At 63.8% G+C, this 20,147-nt stretch carries 17 protein-coding genes; 10 read left to right on the forward strand and 7 right to left on the reverse strand.

Translation table 11 applies throughout. The features are described from left to right. Positions 1–21 precede the first annotated feature (21 nt). From OX460_RS22705 to OX460_RS22725, 5 genes are all read right to left on the reverse strand, one after another. A complete protein-coding gene (locus OX460_RS22705) occupies positions 22–897 on the reverse strand; it encodes a Kdo hydroxylase family protein (protein WP_289900008.1) in 876 nt (291 codons plus the stop codon). Positions 898–975: 78 nt separating this feature from the next. Then, the gene (locus OX460_RS22710) at positions 976–1,347 is read right to left on the reverse strand and encodes a lysozyme inhibitor LprI family protein (protein WP_289900009.1); all 372 of its coding nucleotides are present in this window, start codon (positions 1,345–1,347) and stop codon (positions 976–978) included. Between the two features lie 116 nt (positions 1,348–1,463). Beyond that, entirely contained in the window at positions 1,464–4,436 is a 2,973-nt protein-coding gene (locus OX460_RS22715) for a sensor histidine kinase (protein ID WP_289900010.1), read from the reverse strand. A 119-nt stretch (positions 4,437–4,555) separates the two neighbouring features. Then, a complete protein-coding gene (locus tag OX460_RS22720) occupies positions 4,556–5,134 on the reverse strand; it encodes a Fe-Mn family superoxide dismutase (RefSeq protein ID WP_034751750.1) in 579 nt (192 codons plus the stop codon). 329 nt (positions 5,135–5,463) lie between these two features. Next, positions 5,464–6,483, reverse strand: a complete 1,020-nt coding sequence (locus OX460_RS22725) for a substrate-binding domain-containing protein (protein WP_289900011.1) — start codon at positions 6,481–6,483, stop codon at positions 5,464–5,466. A 430-nt stretch (positions 6,484–6,913) separates the two neighbouring features. Here OX460_RS22725 and OX460_RS22730 point away from each other — a divergent pair, with 430 nt between their 5' ends. From OX460_RS22730 to OX460_RS22755, 6 genes are all read left to right on the forward strand, one after another. Then, a complete protein-coding gene (locus OX460_RS22730) occupies positions 6,914–8,203 on the forward strand; it encodes an extracellular solute-binding protein (protein ID WP_289900012.1) in 1,290 nt (429 codons plus the stop codon). 7 nt (positions 8,204–8,210) lie between these two features. Next, entirely contained in the window at positions 8,211–9,200 is a 990-nt protein-coding gene (locus tag OX460_RS22735; protein WP_251349986.1) for a sugar ABC transporter permease, read from the forward strand. Beyond that, complete coding sequence (locus tag OX460_RS22740; protein ID WP_289900013.1) at positions 9,197–10,015, forward strand: carbohydrate ABC transporter permease; 819 nt, start codon at positions 9,197–9,199, stop codon at positions 10,013–10,015. The genes OX460_RS22735 and OX460_RS22740 overlap by 4 nt, the downstream gene beginning before the upstream one ends. 27 nt (positions 10,016–10,042) lie before the next feature. Beyond that, positions 10,043–11,416, forward strand: coding sequence for a GH1 family beta-glucosidase (locus OX460_RS22745; protein ID WP_289900014.1), 1,374 nt, complete (start codon positions 10,043–10,045; stop codon positions 11,414–11,416). 1 nt (position 11,417) lies between these two features. Next, positions 11,418–12,458 (forward strand): sn-glycerol-3-phosphate ABC transporter ATP-binding protein UgpC, encoded by a 1,041-nt coding sequence (ugpC, locus tag OX460_RS22750; RefSeq protein ID WP_251349988.1) that lies wholly within the window; start codon positions 11,418–11,420, stop codon positions 12,456–12,458. 107 nt (positions 12,459–12,565) lie between these two features. Then, positions 12,566–15,028 (forward strand): TonB-dependent receptor, encoded by a 2,463-nt coding sequence (locus OX460_RS22755; protein ID WP_251349989.1) that lies wholly within the window; start codon positions 12,566–12,568, stop codon positions 15,026–15,028. An 81-nt stretch (positions 15,029–15,109) separates the two neighbouring features. Here OX460_RS22755 and xseA read toward each other — a convergent pair whose 3' ends face one another. Continuing rightward, complete coding sequence (gene xseA / locus OX460_RS22760; protein WP_251349990.1) at positions 15,110–16,471, reverse strand: exodeoxyribonuclease VII large subunit; 1,362 nt, start codon at positions 16,469–16,471, stop codon at positions 15,110–15,112. Positions 16,472–16,788: 317 nt separating this feature from the next. Further along, complete coding sequence (locus OX460_RS22765; protein WP_289900015.1) at positions 16,789–16,932, reverse strand: hypothetical protein; 144 nt, start codon at positions 16,930–16,932, stop codon at positions 16,789–16,791. A gap of 869 nt (positions 16,933–17,801) precedes the next feature. Between OX460_RS22765 and OX460_RS22770 the strand changes: the two genes are divergently transcribed. From OX460_RS22770 to OX460_RS22785, 4 genes are all read left to right on the forward strand, one after another. Beyond that, entirely contained in the window at positions 17,802–18,404 is a 603-nt protein-coding gene (locus OX460_RS22770) for a MotA/TolQ/ExbB proton channel family protein (protein WP_099665101.1), read from the forward strand. Beyond that, on the forward strand, positions 18,401–18,841 hold the full coding sequence (locus tag OX460_RS22775) for a biopolymer transporter ExbD (protein ID WP_035825768.1): 441 nt from the start codon (positions 18,401–18,403) through the stop codon (positions 18,839–18,841). Before OX460_RS22770 ends, OX460_RS22775 begins: the two co-directional genes overlap by 4 nt. Before the next feature lie 93 nt (positions 18,842–18,934). Next, positions 18,935–19,990 carry a tetraacyldisaccharide 4'-kinase gene (lpxK, locus tag OX460_RS22780; RefSeq protein WP_289900016.1) on the forward strand — a complete coding sequence of 352 codons (1,056 nt, stop codon included), beginning with the start codon at positions 18,935–18,937 and terminating at the stop codon, positions 19,988–19,990. Then, a complete protein-coding gene (locus tag OX460_RS22785; RefSeq protein WP_010395789.1) occupies positions 19,971–20,147 on the forward strand; it encodes a Trm112 family protein in 177 nt (58 codons plus the stop codon). Before lpxK ends, OX460_RS22785 begins: the two co-directional genes overlap by 20 nt.

Genomic DNA, 20,147 nt, shown 5'->3' on the forward strand with positions numbered 1-20,147 from the left:
GGGGCGTAGTGCCTGGCCAGGCTAGGCCAGCGGGCGTTGCAACTGGCGCTCGAGGATGGCCAGCGGCGACTTGTCGGGGGCGGCCATGGCGCGCACGGGCAGCAGCCAGGTTTGCTCCAGCGCATGCTGTCCCCGCAGGGCCGCGTGCGATACGGCGTCGCTGAAGACGATCCACGTCTGGCCCGGCGCGAAGGCATGCGTGTGCTGTTCCACCTGCGCCTGGTAGGCCAGGTCGGCCTTCATGGCGTCGTGCAGCTGCAGCATGTAGTGATCGTAGGCTGTGCGCCGCGACTTGGTGATGCGCAGCCATTGCAGCAGGGTCGCCAGCACGGGTTGCGGACGCTGCGCGACGGGTAAAAAATGCTGCGCCACCTGCTCGAAGGGCGGGCCCAGTTTCCACACGCGGGGCGCGTCGCGCGGGTGGATGTTGGTGAAGACGCGCAGGATGCGCCGGCCCTGCGTGGGCGAGGAGGGGAAACTGTCGATATGCAGGCGCGTATCGTCCTTGCGCCAGGAGGTTACCCTGCCGGCGATTTCCACGGGGCGAAAGCTGCCCTTGCCTTGCTGCAGATGCGCCTGGTAGCTGGGCAGCAAGCCGGCCAGCAAGCTGCGCGTCTGGCGTGCGTAGCGCTGCATCAGCGCCGCCAGCAGGGCCGCATCGCAGGCGTCGCCCTGGCCGCGCACGCCGCGTACCGGTTCCCAGCTGATGTTCTTGGCGCCGCTGGCACTACCCGCCGCGCCGTTCAGCAGCCCATGCTCTTCCGGGTGCAGCGAGAATCCCAGGCGGGGCAGCAGCAGTACTTGCCCGTCTTCGAGGGCTTGCAGCGCCGCCGCCTGCTGCGTAGCGCTGCCGCTGGCGTCCCATTGATCCAGGGAAATATCGATGAGTTTGCTCATGGCATAAACGGAAAGACCTCCGAGTGGCCAGTATGGGGGATTACCGCCCGCTCGCGTTTGCGCTGGCGCAGCTTCAGCTCACAGTTTGCTGTTCTGGCAGCCGGCGCTCACGCATTCGCGCACGCGGTCCTGCAAAAATTGCGCGCGTTCGATGGTGGTCTGGGTGGCGCAATCGAGGTTCACATAGAAGCCCGAAGATTCGCGTTTCGAACAGTTCTGGTTGCGTGCGCTGATCCACGCCAGCTGGCCCGCTTTCAGCTTTTGCTTGCCGCCGGCGTCGAGCTGTGCTGCGAGTTTCTTGTAGTTGGCGTTGAGTTCCTTGTCCGCTTCCTGGTACACCTTGTTGAGGCAATACAGGCCGTCGAAGTCGTTGCGCGGCGTGTCGCAGGCCGAGTTGGCGAAGGCGGAACCGGAGGCGCAGAGCAGCAGGGCGAGCAGGCATTTTTTCATGGAGTGCTTTCAGGAAGTGGTGTGGCGGGATAGGCGAGCCAGGCAGCGCTCTTGCGTATCGTATAACATTTTTCATCGAGGCCGCAGACGCTTGCCCGTCCGCCGGCGCCGTGCCGTCAATAGGCCAGGCGGCCCGGCACGCTCACTTCGATCTGCGTGCCGGCGCCGGGGCGGCTGTCGATACGCAGGCTGGCATCGATGGCGGCGGCGCGCTCGCGCATGCCGACCAGGCCCCAGTGGCCGGGCCGCTGGCCCGTTTGCGCCACGGCGTCATCGAGGCCGCAGCCGTCGTCGCGCACGCGCAGGGTGAAGGCCTGTTCCGCATAGTCGAGTTCCAGCACGATGTTTGCCGCTTCGGCATAGCGCGAGGCGTTGAACAGCGCTTCGCGCGCGATGGCGTAGATTTCGTCATGCACGCGCGGCTGCAGGCGCCGGCAGATGCCGCTGACATGCACCGTGAAGGCGTGCGCGCGGTGTTCGGCCAGGCCCTTGCCGAATTGCTGCAGCGCCAGCCGCAGTTCGTCGGGTTCGGCCGAGGCGCGCAAGTCCATGATCTGGTCGCGGCCTTCGATCAGCAACTGGTCGGCCAGGTTGAGGGTGCCATCGAGGCGCGCCCGTTCGCGCGTGCCCTTGGGCAGCATGTCCGCATGCGCATGGAACGACAGGATCAGGCCTTGCACGCTTTGCAGCAGCGTGTCGTGCAGCGAACGGGCGATGCGAGAGCGTTCGGCCAGGCGCTCCTGCAAGCGTTCCTGCAACCGTTCCTGCATATTGCGCGTCAGGTGGCGGATGCGCAGCACATAGCCGCCATACAGCAGCAGCGCGGCGCCCAGCGCCAGCAGCAGCGCGAACCACGGCGTTTGCACGAAGGCGGGCGCGATGACGATGTCGAGCCCTGTCCCCTGCGTGTTCCACACGCCGTCTTCGTTGGCGGCCGTGACGTCGAAGCGGTAGCTGCCGGGCGCCAGGTTGGTGTAGTACGCTTCGCGGCGACCCACCGCCTCCTGCCAGCCGGCGTCCACGCCCGCCAGCCGGTAGCGCAGGCGCACGCGTTCCGGCATCGACAGGCTCAGGGCCGTGAAGCCGATCTGCAGGTTCCGGCTGCCCTGCGGCAGGTGCAGCGGCTTGCCGTCGTCCAGCGTGTAACGCACGCCATCGGCCAGCAAGCTGTGGATCTGCACGGGCGGCGGCAGGCGATTGCGGCGGATATGCAGCGGGTCGAGCATGGCGATGGTGGCCGAGGTGGAGAACCACAGCTTGCCATCGGGCGCATGGATCAGCGACGGCACGGGGCGCAGCTGCGAGGCATGGCCCTGCAAGCCGTCGAGCGCGTCGAAGCGTTCCGAGACGACGGCGCTGCCGTCGCGCATCCACGCGGCCAGGCTGGCGGCGGCGATATGCTCGATGCCGTCCGCGCCATGCAGCCACAGGTCGCCGTCCGGCAGGCGCACGATGCCCGACACGCCGCGAAACGCCGCGCCGCGCGCGCCGCGCAGCATCTGGAAGCGTCCGGCGCGGTACAGGGCCACGCCGTTTTCGCCGCCGGCCCAGATCATGTCGCCATCGCGGTACAGCTGCAGCACCGTGCCCACCTGCAGGCCCTCGGGCGCGCCGAGCCGCCTGACGGCGCCCGCGCGCTGGCCATCGGCCACCAGGCTGATTGTATTGTCGGCATGGCCCAGCCAGACGGTGCCGGCGCCATCGATCGCCATGGCCGTGGTCAGCACCGCCGGCAGGCCGGACAGGCCGCCGTTGGCGATCCATTTCCCTTCGCTCAGGCGAAACAGGCCGCCGCCGGAAAACGAGGCCCACAGGGCGCCGGAGCGGTCCTGCTGCAGCGCCTGCGGATCGAGTCCCAGCACGGGCGGCACCACGCGCGTCATGGCGCCATTGCGCGCGCGGTGGTGCAGTTCCTGCTCGTTGCCCAGCCACAGCGTGCCGTCGGGCGCCCAGTGGCTGGCCGCCAGCGCTCCTTTCAATTCCACCTTTTTCACCCCGTCGGCGGTAAAGCTGCGCACGTCGCCCACATAGTCGCCGATCCACACGTCGCCATCGGGGCCTGGCAGCATGCCGGGATGGTCGAAGGGCACGGCGACGGGCAGGGTCTGCAGGCGGTTCGGCCGCAGCCGGTCCAGGCCCGTCGACGTGCCGAACCACAGATTGCCTTCGCGGTCCTGGAACGACGATTGCGGCAGCGGGCCGCTGATGCCGTTTTGGCGCGTCAGGCGCTGGGCCGGCAGGCTGGGGCCGGAAGGGTCGAACTTGCGCTCAAGGCCATCGGGCTGCATCAGCCACATGGTGCCGGCGCGGTCGAAGCGGATGCCGTTGCCCGTGGCGTCGGGCCGCATGGGCGCATCGCCGTGCGGCGCGCTGGTGCGCACGCGATAGTAATTGCTCTGGTTGTCGACGGCCCAGATGGCGCCATCGGGTGCTTCATCCATGCTGGTGAGCATGGTGCGCGGCCAGGCATGGGAAAAGCGCGCCTGGCCCGGCTTGCGGAAGAACACGCCATGCATGGTCCCCATCCACTGCGTGCCATCGCGCCCGAACAGGATCTGATACACGCGCTTGTCGGGCAGGCCCACGTTGGCGGCCTGCGCTTCGAAGCGGTCCGCGCCCGGCGCCAGGCGCGCCGCGCCATCGCGCGTGCCGACCCAGATGCTGCCGTCGGGCGCTGCCTCGATGTGAAATACGGCGCCTGACGGCAAGCCATCCGCTTCCCGGTAGGTGCGCGCGCCCCCCCGGCGAAAGACGGTGACGCCGCCCAGGCGGTAGCCGACCCACACGGCGCCATCCGGCGGCGTGGCCAGGCCCAGCACATTGCTCGACGGCAGACGGTAGCCGTACACGCTGTCGACGCGGTCGAAGCGCACGCCATCGTAGCGGTACAAGCCGGTGGCCGTGGCGATCCACAGCCAGCCATCCTGGCCCTGGGCGAATTTCAGTACGTCGACGGGCGCGCCTTGCAGGGCGCCCCAGGCGTTGTGCGTGTAGTCGGACAGCAGGGGAGAGGGGGAGGCCGCGTATGCGTGCAGGTGCAGCGCCAGCAGGGGCAAAATCGACAGGCGGCGCAGCAGGCGAGCGGACATCGGGGCAGGGTGGGGTGGGAAGATGCTGATTGTAGCGCAGCGCCTCGCCTTTCAGCAGGCAAAAAAAAAGCCCGCGCGGGGCGGCGCAGGCTTTTTCTCCTTACGTTGACAGGAACTGCTTACGCGAAGTTCTTGGCAACGAAGTCCCAGTTGACCAGGCCCCAGAACGTTTCCACGTACTTGGCGCGCAGGTTGCGGTAGTCGATGTAGTAGGCGTGTTCCCACACGTCGCAGGTCAGCAGCGGCTTGTCGCCGGTGGTCAGCGGGCAGCCGGCGTTCGAGGTGTTGACGATGTCGACGGAGCCGTCGGCTTTTTGCACCAGCCAGGTCCAGCCCGAACCGAAGTTGCCCACGCACGACTTGGTGAATTCTTCCTTGAACTTGTCGAACGACGACCATTTGGCGTTGATCGCGTCAGCCACGGCACCCGCAGGCGCGCCGCCGCCGGCCGGCTTCATGCCGTTCCAGTAGAAGGTGTGGTTCCATACTTGCGCTGCATTGTTGAAGATGCCGCCCGACGATTTCTTGATGATCTCTTCCAGCGACAGGTTCTCGAACTCGGTACCCTTGATCAGGTTGTTCAAGTTGGTGACATACGCCTGGTGATGCTTGGCATAGTGGTATTCCAGGGTTTCTTTCGAAATATGCGGCGCCAGAGCGTCCATTTCATACGGCAGTGGTGGCAGAGTATGTTCCATGTGATGTCCCTTTGTGGTGAATGTTCGGAGTCTTCCAGCCTGTGGCCGGAGGGTTGAGCCAAGCTTGCTTGAAGCAGGCATTCTTGCTGAACGAGCCACTATTGTAAAGCGGATGCGCCATTGCTGCAGATTCCCGCATGCGTTGCGGATACTGGTAGCGTATTGATTCTCGTTCAGGAAAATAGTGGTATATGGTGAAGCGTCAGTACCTTGAGAAACCGTAGCGAGCAAGCCCGATATCGGGTTGAGTAGCGCAGCTGTACAAAAAGTACAGCGAGCAACGCCGACCCGAGAGTGGGCTGCGCAGTAGGTTTATCATGGTGCAATCCTTAGCGGATGCGTCGGGTGGTTTCCCTGACGATCAGTTCCAGAGGCGGAATGGCCGCCTGCACGGCTTCGCCATTGATCAGCCCCAGCAGCGCTTCGGTGGCGATGCGGCCGATGTCGTACAGGGGCTGGTGGATGGTGGTCAGCGGCGGCGTCGTGTAGGACGAGCCGGGCAAGTCATCGAAGCCGACGAGCGAGATATCGTCGGGCACGCGGATGCCCTTGCGGTAGAGGCACAGGCGCACGCCATAGGCGGACAGGTCGTTGGCGGCGAAGACGGCGCTGAACTGCTGCTGCGTATCGAACAGGTGGTTCATGGCCAGCATCCCGCTTGCCTCGTGGAAATCACCTTCCACCATCAGCTTCGGGTCGATGGGTATGTCCGCTTCGCGCAGCGCGCGCTGGTAGCCCGTCAGGCGCTCGGCCGCATCCGTGTTGTTGGCGGGGCCGGCCACGAAGGCGATGCGCCGGTGGCCCAGTTCCACCAGGTGGCGCACGGCCAGGTAGGCGCCGTATTCATTGTCGAGCTTGAAGCCGATGGCGCTTTTCGTGGCCAGCAGGCGGCCCGTCGAGACGATGGGCCGCTGCTGCGAGAAATCAAGCACGCTCTCGTCCGAGATGCGTCCCGACAGCAGGATGATGCCGTCGACCTTGCGCGCCAGCAGCAGACGGATGCGGTCGGCCTCTTCCTGCGCATTCCAGTGTCCGCTGACGATGACGGATGCGTAGCCCGTGTCTTTCAAGCCGTCGTCCACCCCGCGCAGGCTTTCGTCGAAGAAGGGGCTGGAAATATCCTGCACCACGATGCCGATGGTCATCGAGCGGCCCTTTTTCAGCCCCTGTGCCATCTGGTTGGGCGCGAATTTCATGTGGGCAATCGCCGCCAGCACGGCGTCGCGCTTGTCGTCGGAGACCCTGGCCGTGCCGTTCAGGATGCGCGAGACGGTGCTGGGCGACACGCCGGCCTGGCGGGCCACGTCGAGCAGGGTGGAAGGGGGAGCAGCGTGGGCGCTATCGTTCAAGGTGATTCCTGGGTATCAAGATGGCTGGTTGTCAGTGCTCTGAAAACCTTTTCATCGAAAGATTACCATAAATGGCCGTAGCTGATATCGCAGCAGGTCGGGCGCGGGGCGCCGCAGCGCGGCTTGGCCCGCAGGGCGCAAGCCGACAGATTCTGGGCCGTGCACGTCGGATGATGCCGGCGCACCTGGGCGGGCCTGCTGATAGTACATTGCTTGAAAACGTTTTCACAAAAAACAACAGCTGCCCCGGCAGCCCGTATTTTTGCCTCTGTCATAGGGGAACACGCGCCGTGGCATGCCGCTTGCCACGCTACCCTCAATAAAAATGACAACTTTTTCGGTTGACTTGATTTTCTTTGCGGTGTTAAATGGACACATCTTGTGAAAACGTTTTCAAGATAGAAGACGCTCAATAATCGGAGATGAAATAATGAAGTCAAGCATCCTTGGCGCCGCCCCGCTGGCAGCGCTGACCCTGGCCTGTGGCGTGGCCGCCGCGCCCGCAGTCGTCCCGCCGGCGGCGCCGTTGCCCACGCTGGCCCCCGCCACGATCACCGTCGCCTCGTTCCCCGACCTGGATCGCGCCGTCAAGACGGCCTTGCCCCTGTGGGAAAAACTGTACCCGCAAGTGAAGGTCAAGCTGGTCAGCCTGCAGATCGACGACCACCATAACTCGATGACGACGGCGCTGGCGGCCGGTGCGCGCCTGCCCGACGTGATGGCCATCGACTTCCGCTACGTCGGCAGCTTCGCCGAATCGAAGGGCATGGAAGATTTGCTGCAAGCCCCATACGGGGCAGGGCAGTACCGCGCCCAGTTCGTGCCGTTCACCTTCGTGCAGGCCACCAGTTCGCGCGGCACCCTGGGCGCCATGCCGGCCGACCTGGGACCGGGCACCTTGTTCTACCGCAAGGACCTGATGGACAAGGCGGGCATCAAGGAAGCCGACCTGACGCAATCGTGGGAATCCTACATCGCCGCCGGCAAGAAGCTCAAGGCCGCCACCGGCACCCACCTGCTGGCCGGCGCCAGCGACCTGGCCGACATCGTTATCCGCGCCAATCTGAAAGATGGCGAAGGCATTTACTTTGGCGACAAGGGCCAGGTGCTGGTCGACTCGCCCCGCTTCGTCAAGGCCTTCGAACTGGCCAAGGCGGCGCGGGTGGCCGGCATCGATGCGCGCACCGTGGCCTGGACGGGCGAGTGGGCCGAAGGTTTTAAACGCGACAAGGTGGCCAGCCAGATGATGGGTTCCTGGCTCAGCGGCCACCTGGCCAAGTGGCTGGCGCCCGATTCGCAAGGCCAGTGGCGCGCGGCGAACTTGCCGGCCGGCGCGCTGGCGTCGTACGGCGGCTCCTTCTACGGCATCCCGAAAAAGGCGGCGAATAAAACCCAGGCCTGGGAATTCATCAAGTTCATGACCGTCAACAAGGATATCCAGCTGCATTCGCTGAAAGAGATCGGTGCCTTCCCGGCCCTGAAGGCAGCCTATGCGGACCCCATGATGGACGAGCCGCAGCCGTACTTCGGCGGCCAGAAGACGCGCTTGCTGGCGCGCGACACGGCGGCGAAGATCCCCGTCATCCGCGTCGACAAGTTCGACGCCGTGGCGCGCGACATCGTCAACATGGAACTGGAAAGCGTGCTGGCGCAAAACAAGGATATCAAGACGGCGCTGGCCGACGCCAAGGCCCTGATCACCCACCGCGCGCGGCGCTAGGAGCAGCATGACTACCTCCATGCCTTGTACCGAGGGCGCGCCCGCTGCCGCTGCAGCGCGGCCCGCCAGGAAACGCTTCAACATGAAGAAGTGGGCGCCGTACATTTTCATCAGCCCCTTCTTCATCCTGTTCGCCGTCTTCAGCCTGTTCCCGCTGCTGTTTTCCATCTATTTGTCGTTCAACCAGTGGGAAGCGGCCAGCGGCGTGGAAGCCATGCAGTGGGTGGGGCTGGATAACTACAAGTACGCCTTGAGCGACCCGTGGTTCTTGCGCTCGCTGGGCAATACGGTCTGGCTGGCGCTGGCTTCGGGCGTGCCGCAGCACCTGGTGGCCATTCCGCTGGCGGCCTTCATCCACAACAGCTTCAAGCGCTCGCGCAACCTGGTGATCGGCATTTACTTTTTACCGTTCATCACCTCCAGCGTGGCCATCGCCATGGTCTTCAATACCCTGTTTTCGCGCGACTATGGGCAGATCAATGTATTGATCGAATGGTGCGCCAGCCTGCCGCTGGTCGGTGGCTTGTTCCCTGCGGAGTCGATCGACTGGCTGGGCAGCTCGCTGTTCATCAAGCCGGCCGTCGCCTTCGTCATTTTCTGGCGCTACCTGGGCTGGAACCTGGTGCTGTACCTGTCCGCGCTGCAGGTGATCCCCAAGGACTTGTACGAGGCGGCCACCATCGACGGCGCCTCGAAACGCCAGCAATTCTGGTACATCACCCTGCCGCAGCTGCGTCCCATGATCTACCTGGCCGTCACCTTGACCATCATGGGCAATCTGCAGCTGTTCGAGGAACCGTTCGTGCTGGTGGCCGAATCGAGCGGCGTGAGCCAGTCCGTGATGACGACGGCCATCTTCGTCTACAAGACGGCGTTTTCCTCGGGCGACTTCGGCACGGCGTCGGCCATTTCCTGGCTGCTGTTCCTCATCATCGCCAGCACTACCTGGGTCAACAACCGCATCTTCAGCCGCAATGAACGCAAGGAGGTCCGATGAAAACCACCCGCTGGACGGCGTACGCCATGGTGGCCACCGGCGCCCTGATCATGGTCGCGCCGTTCTACTTCATGTTCGTCTTCGCCACGCACACGAGCGCCGAGATCTACAGCCTGCCGCCGCCACGCTGGTTCGGCACGGTCCTGCTCAACAACCTGGAATTGCTGCAGGAGCGCCTGCCGTTCTGGCGCAATATCGGCATCAGCCTGTACGTGGCCCTGATGACCACAGCGCTGACTTTGTTCTTTTGCTCGCTGGGCGGCTATGCCTTCGCCATGTACGAATTCCGCTTCAAGCGGCCCCTGTTTACGCTGGTGATGGCGTCGATGATCATCCCGTCCTTCATGAACATGATTCCCACCTTCATGCTGATGGATTTCCTCGGATGGCTGGACCAGCCGCGCGCCCTGTACGTGCCGGGAGCGGCCGGCGCGCTGGGGATTTTCCTCATGCGCCAGTACATCGGCACGGCGATTCCGAAGGACCTGATCGAGGCGGCGCGCATCGACGGCTGCGGCGAATTCGCCATCTACTGGCGGGTCGTGCTGCCGCTGATCGGTCCCGCCATGGGCACCCTGGGCCTGATCACCTTCATCAACTCGTGGAACAATTTCATCACGCCGCTGGTCGTCATGCGCTCGGTCGAGAACTATACGATCCCGCTGGCCCTGCGCAGCATGCAGGCGCCGAACAACACGGAGTGGGGCGCGCTGATGACGGGCGCCGCCATTGCCGTGCTGCCGCTGCTGCTGATGTTCTTTGTCGCCTCGAAGCGCCTGATCGAGGGCCTCACGCAAGGCGCCGTCAAAGGCTAGCACTCTCTTTAATCCACTCACACTGACATGACCACCATGCATAACGACGACATTGATATCAACTTTCCCGCCACTTTCACCTGGGGCGTGGCCACCAGCGCCTACCAGATCGAGGGCGCCGCGGCCATCGATGGCCGCGGCCCATCCATCTGGGATACCTTCAGCCACACGGATGGCAAGATCATCGACGGCAGCAATGGCGACGTGGCCTGCGACCACTATCACCGCTATGCCGAGGACGTGGAGCTGATCGCCAGCCTGGGCGTGAACGCCTACCGCTTTTCCATGTCCTGGTCGCGCGTGCAGCCCACGGGTTCCGGCGCCTGGAACGAGGCCGGTTTCGCTTTTTACGCGCGCCTGCTCGACGCCCTGGCCGCCAAGGGCCTCGACGCCCACCTGACCCTGTATCACTGGGACTTACCGCAAGCCTTGCAGGACGAGGGCGGCTGGCTCAATCGCGCCACCTGCTACCACTTCGCCGCCTATGCGGCCGAGGTGGCGCGCCGCTTCGGCCACAAGGTCGCCAGCATCGCCACCCACAACGAACCGTGGTGTACGGCCGTGCTGGGCCACGGCACGGGCCAGTTCGCGCCCGGCATGGCCGACCCGGCCGCCGCCGTGCAAGTGTCGCACCATCTGCTGCTGTCGCACGGCCTGGCCATGCAAGCCATGCGCGCCGTCAAGCCGCCCGCGAAACTGGGCATCGTGCTCAATCAGTGGACGGCCACGCCGGCCACCGACAGCGCCCAGGACCGCGAGCTGGCCGAACTGGAATATGCGCGCTCGGTGCAGTGGTATATGGACGCCATCTTCAAGGGCCGCTACCCGGCCCTGGCCCTGAAACACGCCGACGCTTCCGCTTTATCCATATTTGAAAACGATTTCATAGATATCAAGCAGCCTATCGATTTCCTTGGCGTGAACTACTACACGCGCGCTTTCATGAGCGCCGAGACGCCGCCGCGCAAGCCCGAATGCAAGCTTGGCGTCAACGACATGGGCTGGGAAACCTATCCGCAAGGCTTGACGGAGCTGCTCGTGGGCCTGCACCGCGAATACCGTCTGCCGCCCGTCTACATCACGGAAAACGGCATGGCCGTCGCCGACAAGCCCGTCGGCGGCAAGATCCACGACGAGGCGCGCATCGAATACGTGCGGCTGCACCTGGACGCCTTGTGCGCCGTGATCGCGCAGGGCATCGACGTGCGCGGCTATTTCTACTGGAGCCTGATGGACAACTTCGAGTGGAATTCGGGCTACGCCAAGCGCTTCGGCATGCTGTACGTCGATTACGCCACGCAGCAGCGCAGCTTCAAGGACAGCGCCCTGTGGTACCGCGATTTCATCGCCGCGCAGCGCGCCGCGCATGCCGACGCACCGGCCCTGGCAGGGGAGCACTGACATGGCGGCCATCTCCCTGCGCGGCATCCGCAAGACCTACGGCGACGGCCCGGAAATCGTCAAGGGCCTGGACCTCGATATCCACGACGGCGAATTCATGGTCTTCGTCGGACCGTCCGGCTGCGGCAAGTCGACCCTGCTGCGCATGATCGCGGGACTGGAAGACATCAGCGCGGGCCAGCTGCGCATCGGCGACTTGCTGGCCAATGACGTGGCACCGGCAGAGCGGGGCATCGCCATGGTCTTCCAGAGCTACGCCTTGTATCCGCACATGACGGCGCGCGACAACATGGGCTTTGCCCTGAAACTGGCGGGCAAGGGGGAAGCGGAGGTGCGCGCGGCGGTCGGCAAGGTGGCCGAGATTTTGCAGATTACGCATCTGCTCGACCGCAAACCCAAGGCCTTGTCCGGCGGCGAGCGCCAGCGCGTGGCCATCGGCCGCTCCATCGTGCGCCAGCCCAAGGTGTTCCTGTTCGACGAGCCGCTGTCGAACCTCGATGCCTCGCTGCGCGTGCAGACGCGCATCGAACTGGCCAAGCTGCACCAGGAACTGGGCACCACGATGATCTACGTCACGCACGACCAGGTCGAAGCCATGACCCTCGGTGACCGCGTGGCGGTCTTCCACGGCGGCCACCTGGAGCAGGTGGGTGCGCCGCTGGAGCTGTACCGCCATCCGGCCAGCCAGTTCGTGGCCGGCTTCATCGGCGCCCTGCGCATGAACTTTTTGCCGTGCGCCGCCGTTCCCGCGCTGGCCAGCCAGCTCGGTGGCGAGGTGGGCATGCTGGTCGGCGTACGCCCCGAACACCTGCGGCTGGTGCCGCGCAATGAAGGCTACGGCGCCACGGTCACCCTGATCGAGCAGCTGGGCGATGCGCAAATCATCCACGCCACGCTGGACGCCAGCCCCCATGCGGTGGCCATCAAGCTGCATGGCGAGGCGCGCCACGCGCTGGCACAGGGCAGCGCCATCGGCTTCGCGCCGGAAGAAGGCCATGCCTTTCTATTCGACACGGCCGGGCGCGCCGTGGCTACCCATTGACCCCGCACGGAGGCGACATGACTTCAGATTGACACCCAAAAAATGTGCAGCAGTAGCCAAAGAGCTATGTGATCATCATTCAACCAGCGGTACAGGAGACAACAACAATGCAACAACTCAAACGCAATACCATCGCCCTCAGTCTGGCGCATGCGACCTTCGCCCAGTTCATCTTGCTGGGCAGCGGCGCCGCCATGGCACAGGAAGCGGCCAGCACTGCGGCAGCCACCGATGCGGCAAAACCGGCCGCCGAGCAGATGGACCGCATCGTCGTCACGGCCACGCGCCGCAATACCTTCGTGCAGGAGACGCCGCTGGCCGTCACCGCCTTCAACCAGGACACCCTGCAAAACAACCAGGTCAAGGACCTGGCGTCGCTGGCCACCATGGTGCCCAGTCTCGTCGTCGAGCAGCATGGCGATTCCGGCGGCGTGCACGTCTACATGCGCGGCGTCGGCTCGGCCAACCACACGGAGCTGGGCGACCCGGCCGTCGCCTTCTATGTCGACGGCGTGTATTCGCCGCGTCCGCAGGGCGCCACGGCGCTGATGTATGACTTGAGCCACGTGGAGGTGGCGCGCGGACCGCAGGGCACCCTGAACGGCCGCAATTCGACGGCCGGCGCCGTCAATCTCGTGTCGGCTGCGCCGAGCACGGCCAAGTTCATGGGCTCGGCCGGCATCACCGTGGGCGACAAGCGCCATCTGCAGACGCAGGGCATGATCAATATCCCGTTTTCGGACGACGTGGCGCTGCGCATCGCCGCCATCAAGGATAGCCATGACGGCACGGTGGACTTCCGCCGCGGCTCGAACGTCATGCCGGGCACGGCCAAGTATGGCGCCGGCGACCAGATGGGCGTGCGCGCCTCCCTGCTGTGGAAGTTCACGCCGCAGTTGCGCGGCACGTTCATCGCCGACTACTTCCTCGACCAGGGCGCCGGCAATGTCTACCTGGCGGCCGAACCGAAAGCGGGCGAGAAGCTGCGCTCGGCCCTGATCGACACGCCGGGCACCCTGGACCAGTCGATCCTGACCTACAAGGGCAAGCTCAATTACAAGCCGACCGATGCGCTCGACTTCACTTACCTGGGCAGCTGGAGCCGCTACAAGCGCCAGAACAGCAATGATTCCGATGCGGGGCTGTTCCCCGGCTTCAAGTCGGAAAACCGTACCGACTGGGCGCAGTTCGACAGCTATTCGCACGAGCTGCAGGCGCGCTCGGACGACGATGCGCCGTTCCAGTGGGTGGCGGGCCTGTTCCTGTTCAATGAAAAGAACAAGGTGCGCTTCGATATCGACCGCAGCCAGATTTCGCAGGCGGCCGTGCAGCAGGATATCGCCAACGGCGCCGTGATCTTCGTGCAGCCCACCGTGGGCCAGTATGCCTCGGCCATGTCCTTCATCCAGGGCGACCGCCAGTTGAAGTCAAAAGCCGTATTCGGCCAGGTCAGCCAGCAGGTGACGGACCAGATCAAGCTGACGGCCGGCGCGCGCTATACGAAAGACCATAAATTCGATATCGGCGGCAAGAACTGGGCTTGCCCGAACTGGCCCGCGAATACGCCGCTGGGCACCACCGTGCTCACTGCCGACCAGTTGCGCCAACTGGTCACGCCCGGCACGGGCCTGGCCAACACGCACAATATCGGCCCCGGCGGCGCCATCACGGCCGCCAGCTGCGGCAATACGCCGGGCGACAATACGGCCGACCTGAAGTATGGCCAGGCCACCTGGCTGGGCCGCATCGAGTACAAGCTGCGCCCGGATATTTTGCTGTTCGGCTCCGTGACGACGGGCTTCCACTCGCCGGCCATCGGCGACGGCGGCGCCACCACCAAGCCGGAAAAGCTGACCAGCTATGAAATCGGCTTCAAGTCGGACTTGCTGAACCGCGAACTGACCCTGAATCTTGACGCCTTCCTGATGAAGTACAAGGACAAGCTCGAGTCGCAGGTGGTCAACAGCGTGCTGGCCAACTTCAATGCGGCCGGCGCCACCGTCAAGGGCCTGGAAGCGGAATGGGTCTGGCGGCCAACAAAGGTCGACCGCCTGACGGGCAACGCCACCTGGCTGAAGGCCGTGTATGACGACTTCATGTCGTGCGACGTCGATGCGGCGCGCGCGAATGGCCAGTCCTGCGGTTCGACGGCGCCATTGGTGAGCGTGGGCGGCAGCACCATGAAGCATGCGCCGAAGTTTTCCACGACCGTCCAGTACGAGCATGATTTCAATGTCGCCGGCGGCCAGCTCACGCCGCGCGCCTCGGTGCATTATGAAACCATGTCATATGTGGGCGCGGGCGCGTTCAACGGCGACGTGCCGGGCCATGCCGGTGTCAAGCGCCAGGAAGCGTATACGACGCTGGATCTGAGTCTGCGCTTCCAGCCGGCGAACAAGGCTTATACGGTGGAAGCGTTCGTGCAGAATGCCACCGACAAGGCCGTCAAGCTGGACGTCAATGAAATCTGCACGGACGTGGGCATGCCATGCCAGCCCACGCAGCAGATCTACGGCGCCTTCTACAACGCGCCGCGCACCTTTGGCGCGCGCGTGTCGATGAAGTTCTGATGGCGTAGGGGGAAAGAGCAGTCGCAGTAGCAGTCCACTCAGTAGGGAAGGTGTTGGGCCGGGGTTCTTCCCCGGCCTTTTTTACTCCAATGTCGCCTGCACGCTGGCGATGCCGATCTGCGCGCTGCCTTCGGCCAGGCGCACGTTGACGTTCTGGCGCGCCTGCAGCTGCGCCGGCGAGCGCACGATCGCGCCTTTTTCATCGCGCAAGATGGCGTATCCCCGTTCCAGGGTGCGCTGGGGATTCAACAGTTCCAGCTGCGCCGCCAGGCCGTCGAGGCGGTGGCGCCGCTGCGTCAGTTGCTGCGCCATGGCCGCGCCGCCGCGCCGCTGCATTTCCACCAGGCGCGCGCGCGGCGCCGTGACGTCGGGCCGCAAGGCCGCCCAGCGCGCACGCAGGCGTTCCAGTGCGTACTGCGACTGGTTTACGGGCGCGCGCGCCGCATGCGTCATGGCCGTCGACAGGGCCAGCAGTTGCAAACGCTGCTGCTGCAGTTGCGCCTTCGGGTTGAGCAGGCGGCGGCTGTGGCGGTCCAGGGTCTGCGCCGCATCGTCGAGGCTGCGGCGCATGGCGCGGCGCAGGTCCGCCGCATCGGCGCGCAGGGACGCCATCCAGTCGGCGCGCGGCGTGGCCGCCAGTTCGGCCGCTGCCGTCGGCGTGGCCGCACGCAGGTCGGCCGCGAAGTCGGCGATGGTGAAATCCGTCTCGTGGCCCACGCCGCTGATCACGGGCATGGAGCAATCGGCGATCGCGTATGCCACGGCTTCATCGTTGAACGACCACAGATCCTCGATGCTGCCGCCGCCGCGGCATACCAGCAGCACGTCGCACTCGGCCCTGGTTGATGCCGTGCGGATGGCGTGCGCGATTTTTTCCGGCGCCTGCTGGCCCTGCACTGGCGTGGGGTAGAGGATGATGTTGACGTGCGGCGCGCGGCGCTTGAGCGCGATCAAGACGTCGCGCAGGGCGGCCGCCTGCGGGCTGGTGACGATGCCGATGCTGCGCGCGAACATGGGGATGGCGCGCTTGCGCTCCTGGTCGAACAGCCCTTGCGCGGCCAGCTTTTCCTTCAGGCGCTGGAACGCTTCATACAGGGCGCCTACGCCGGCGCGGCGGATGGCTTCCACGTTGATCTGGTAATCGCCGCGCGCGCCGTACAGGGTGACGAGGGCGCGCACTTCGACCTTGTCGCCTTCGCGCGGCGTGAAGCCGGCAAACTGGGCGCGGCCGCGGAACATCACGGCGCGCACCTGGGCGCCATCGTCCTTCAGGGTGAAATACCAGTGGCCGGAAGCGGCGCGCGTGAAGTTGGAAATCTCGCCGGCGATCCAGGTCAGGGGAAACGAGCGCTCGAGCAGGCGCGCGACGGCCTGGTTCAGGGCGCTGACGGTCAGCACGGGCGGGGCGGCAAAGCCGCTGTCAGTCGGGGTGTCGGTCATCATCAAGCTGGGGGGAGGTGAGGGAACTGTCCACATATTATCGGCGAGGTCATGCTTATGTCATATATCGTGCAAAACAACAAGTTCTATTTCTAAGTATTTGATTTCATGATGAATTCCCATATGCCTGATTTGCGAGCACAGGGAAAAAAACCTTTAATATCAAGCACATCAGTATAGCCCCCGCCACTTACGCACAAAGTTATCCACAGAAAGTGTGCGGAACTTTTTGCCTTGGACAAACATGGCCCGGCAAGCCGGCATTGACCGATAAAAATGCCTTGCTACATTTTTGCGCACGGAAATAAAGAGCATAGGAATCAAGCGCTTAGTATGCCATGCATGGCCTTGCGCACAATCTTATCCACAAAAAATGTGCAGAACTCTGGCGCGGCGCCGGATTTATCCACCGGAATGCCTATGGCATGGCTTGCCTGAATTTTGCGCAGCATAAAAATAGCCATATAAATCAAGGGTATAGCATCACATCGTAGGCCTTGCTCACAATCTTATCCACAGAATATGTGCAAAACTGCATAAATCGTTTCGCTTTTTCGCCTGCTTTTCCACCGCGCGGCCAGGCCGTTGCTCTGCCTCATTTTTAATCATTGAAAAAAACTCCTTTAAAATCAATGCTCTTGCATGGAGTCAATCCGCTTGCTCACAATCTTATCCACACTTTATGTGCGAAACTGCCTTTGCGGTGGAAAACTGCCGTTTCGAAGCGCAATCGGGCCGATAAAAGCCCGCTTTTCAGCGCTTGCCACATTTTTATGCATGGCAATAAAAACGATATAAATCAAAGTACTTAGCGCGTATCCTTGCGCTTGCACACAATCTTGTCCACAGATTGTGTGCAGAACTTTGACGGTCTCCCTGGCGTCGATTTCGTGCTCGCTGCCACTTTTTTACTCATTGATTTAATTTCCTTTAAAATCAATGGCTTAGTCGAATTCCTTGGCTTTGCGCACAATCTTGTCCACAGTAAATGTGCAGAACTCTTGAATTCTTGATTTTATGGCATTGACTCCTGTCGATAAGCTGCTATGCCTGTATTTTGCGCAGTACAATAATTCGCTTGCAAATCAATGGCTTGCATGCTGGACTTCATGCTTGCTCACAATCTTATCCACACAAAGTGTGCAAAACCGGGTGTGCTTGGCGCACGCCAGCCGCGCCGTGTGGACAAGTGCCATGCGGGCGCCACTTGCCGCCGGCGCGGCAACGCGCTACATTGCGCCATTCCCGCGCGGACGTACAATCGGTCTTCGGCGCTCGGTACAATACAGGCTGTTCGGGCGGTCCATCGCCTTTCCTCTATCAGGAGTTTCTTTTGCTCGCTATATTTCAAGCCGCTGGCTGGCCCATCTGGCTGTTGTTGATCGCTTCCATCGTCGCCCTGGCCCTGATCATCGAGCGCCTGCTGTATTTGCGCCGCGTCAAGATACTGCCCCGCAAGCTGTTTGATGAAGTGGTGCAGGTGTATCGCAGCGGCAAGATCACGCCGGACACGGTGGCCAAGCTGGAAGACAACTCGCCGCTGGGCGTGGTGCTGGCCGCCGCCCTGCGCAACGTCGACGCGCCGCGCGAGGTGATGAAGGAATCGATCGAAGAGGCGGGCAGCGGCGTGGCCCACACGCTGGAACGTTTCCTGACGACCCTGGGCACCATCGCCACCCTGGCGCCGCTGATGGGGCTGTTCGGCACGGTGATCGGCATGATCGAGATTTTTGCCTCGCCCGGCGCCACCGCGTCGAACGCGGCGCTGTCGCACGGTATTTCCGTCGCCTTGTATAACACGGCGTTTGGCCTGGCCATCGCCATGCCGGCCCTGATTTTCTACCGCCACTTCCGCGCCCTCGTCGACAGCTTCGTCATTGACATGGAGCAACAAGCGGTCAAGTTCGTCGATATCGTCCACAGTGGCCGCCAATGAACTTCCGCAAAGGCAAGGGGCGTGAAGACCCCGAAATCAACCTGATCCCGTTCATCGACGTGCTGCTGGTGATCCTGATCTTCCTCATGGTCAGCACCACCTACAGCAAATTCACGGAGCTGCAGATCACCTTGCCGACGGCCGATGCCGAGCAAGCGAAGGACAAGCCGCAGCAGCTCGACGTCACCATCGATGCCAAGGGTAACTACACGGTCAACCGCGAACCCGTCTCGTTCCGCGACGTGGCCGGCCTGGCCGACGCCTTGCAGGATGCGGCCAAGGCGGCCAATGGCGGCAAGGCGCCCGCGCAGACGCCCGTGGTGGTGGTCAACGCCGACCAGTTCGCCATGCACCAGATGGTCATCCACGTGATGGAAGCGGCGCGCCTGGCCGGCTATGAAAAGCTGACGTTTGCGGCGCAGGCGGGTGGCAAGTAAGGCCAACCTCCAACCCCAACCGAAGTGCCGGGGTCGGACCCTCAGGGTCCGACCCCAGGTGTCGATTTTGGGTTCCAATTTTAGTTGACACGCATGCCCACTTCCTCACCCCTCAAGCTTGAATCCACTCTCACCCGCGTCTGGCTGACGCGCGGCCCGCTGGCGTGCGCGCTGTGGCCCGTGTCGCTGCTGTTCGGCGCCTTGAGCAGCGTCAGGCGCGGCCTGTACCGGGCCAACCTCCTGAAATCGGCGCGCCTGCCCGTGCCCGTCGTCGTCGTCGGCAATATTTTCATCGGCGGCACGGGCAAGACGCCGCTGACGATCTGGCTGGTGCAAGCCTTGCGCGACGCGGGCATGCGCCCGGGCGTCATTTCGCGCGGCCATGGCAGCGCCGACCGCTTGCCGCGCGCCGTCAGCGCCGCCTCCACGCCGCAGCAGGTGGGCGACGAGCCGCTGCTGATCTTCCAGCGCGGCGGCTGCCCCGTGGTGGTGGGGCGCGACCGCGCGCAAGCGGGCAGGGCGCTGCTGGCCGCGCACCCGGACGTCGACGTGCTGGTGACGGACGACGGCTTGCAGCATTACGCCTTGCAGCGCGACGTGGAAATCGTGCTGTTCGACGGCCGCGGCGCGGGCAATGGCTGGCTGCTGCCGGCGGGGCCCTTGCGCGAATCGCCGCGCCGCCGGCGCGACGTGACGGTGATCAATGCGCCCGAGCTGGCGCCGGCACTGGTGGACCAGGTCGCGCCGCAAGGCGGGCTGGTGGTGCAGATGCGGCTGGCCGGCGGCGTGGCCGAGCGCCTGCTGAATCGCGGCGAAAGCATGGCCCTTGCCGACCTGGCGGCCAGCGGCCGGCGCATCGTGGCGGCGGCCGGCATCGGCAATCCTCAGCGCTTCTTTACCATGCTGCGCGGGGCCGGACTGGACTTCACGGAACTGCCCCTGCCCGACCATCACGACTTCCTCGACCAGCCATTTGCCGCCCTCGACACGGATGTGATCTTGATCACCGAGAAGGATGCAGTAAAATGTGCGCAAATTGAACATCTCAAAGATGACCCGAGACTGTGGGTCGTCCCCGTCAGTGCGCGCATCGATAGCGCGCTGGCCCAACAAATTGTGGAGAAATGTCGTGGACGCTCGACTGCTTGATATCCTGGTCTGCCCTGTTTGCAAGGGTCCGCTTGAACACGATAAGAAGGCGCAGGAACTGATTTGCCGCGCCGACCGTCTGGCCTATCCTATCCGCGATGGCATCCCCATCATGTGGGCGGACGAAGCGCGCACCCTGCAAGACGCAGTGGAATAA

Origin of the sequence: Janthinobacterium sp. SUN033 (genome assembly GCF_030397595.1) — a bacterium.
In the GTDB taxonomy this organism is placed as follows: Bacteria; Pseudomonadota; Gammaproteobacteria; order Burkholderiales; family Burkholderiaceae_D; genus Janthinobacterium; species Janthinobacterium kumbetense.

Bases quoted from the DNA above. Each gene is read 5' to 3' on its own strand.
- OX460_RS22705 (WP_289900008.1), bottom strand. From the start codon at position 897: ATGAGCAAACTCATCGATATTTCCCTGGATCAATGGGACGCCAGCGGC.
- OX460_RS22710 (WP_289900009.1), bottom strand. From the start codon at position 1,347: ATGAAAAAATGCCTGCTCGCCCTGCTGCTCTGCGCCTCCGGTTCCGCC.
- OX460_RS22715 (WP_289900010.1), bottom strand. From the start codon at position 4,436: ATGTCCGCTCGCCTGCTGCGCCGCCTGTCGATTTTGCCCCTGCTGGCG.
- OX460_RS22720 (WP_034751750.1), bottom strand. From the start codon at position 5,134: ATGGAACATACTCTGCCACCACTGCCGTATGAAATGGACGCTCTGGCG.
- OX460_RS22730 (WP_289900012.1), top strand. From the start codon at position 6,914: ATGAAGTCAAGCATCCTTGGCGCCGCCCCGCTGGCAGCGCTGACCCTG.
- OX460_RS22735 (WP_251349986.1), top strand. From the start codon at position 8,211: ATGACTACCTCCATGCCTTGTACCGAGGGCGCGCCCGCTGCCGCTGCA.
- OX460_RS22740 (WP_289900013.1), top strand. From the start codon at position 9,197: ATGAAAACCACCCGCTGGACGGCGTACGCCATGGTGGCCACCGGCGCC.
- OX460_RS22745 (WP_289900014.1), top strand. From the start codon at position 10,043: ATGACCACCATGCATAACGACGACATTGATATCAACTTTCCCGCCACT.
- ugpC (WP_251349988.1), top strand. From the start codon at position 11,418: ATGGCGGCCATCTCCCTGCGCGGCATCCGCAAGACCTACGGCGACGGC.
- OX460_RS22755 (WP_251349989.1), top strand. From the start codon at position 12,566: ATGCAACAACTCAAACGCAATACCATCGCCCTCAGTCTGGCGCATGCG.
- xseA (WP_251349990.1), bottom strand. From the start codon at position 16,471: ATGATGACCGACACCCCGACTGACAGCGGCTTTGCCGCCCCGCCCGTG.
- OX460_RS22765 (WP_289900015.1), bottom strand. From the start codon at position 16,932: ATGGCTATTTTTATGCTGCGCAAAATTCAGGCAAGCCATGCCATAGGC.
- OX460_RS22775 (WP_035825768.1), top strand. From the start codon at position 18,401: ATGAACTTCCGCAAAGGCAAGGGGCGTGAAGACCCCGAAATCAACCTG.
- lpxK (WP_289900016.1), top strand. From the start codon at position 18,935: ATGCCCACTTCCTCACCCCTCAAGCTTGAATCCACTCTCACCCGCGTC.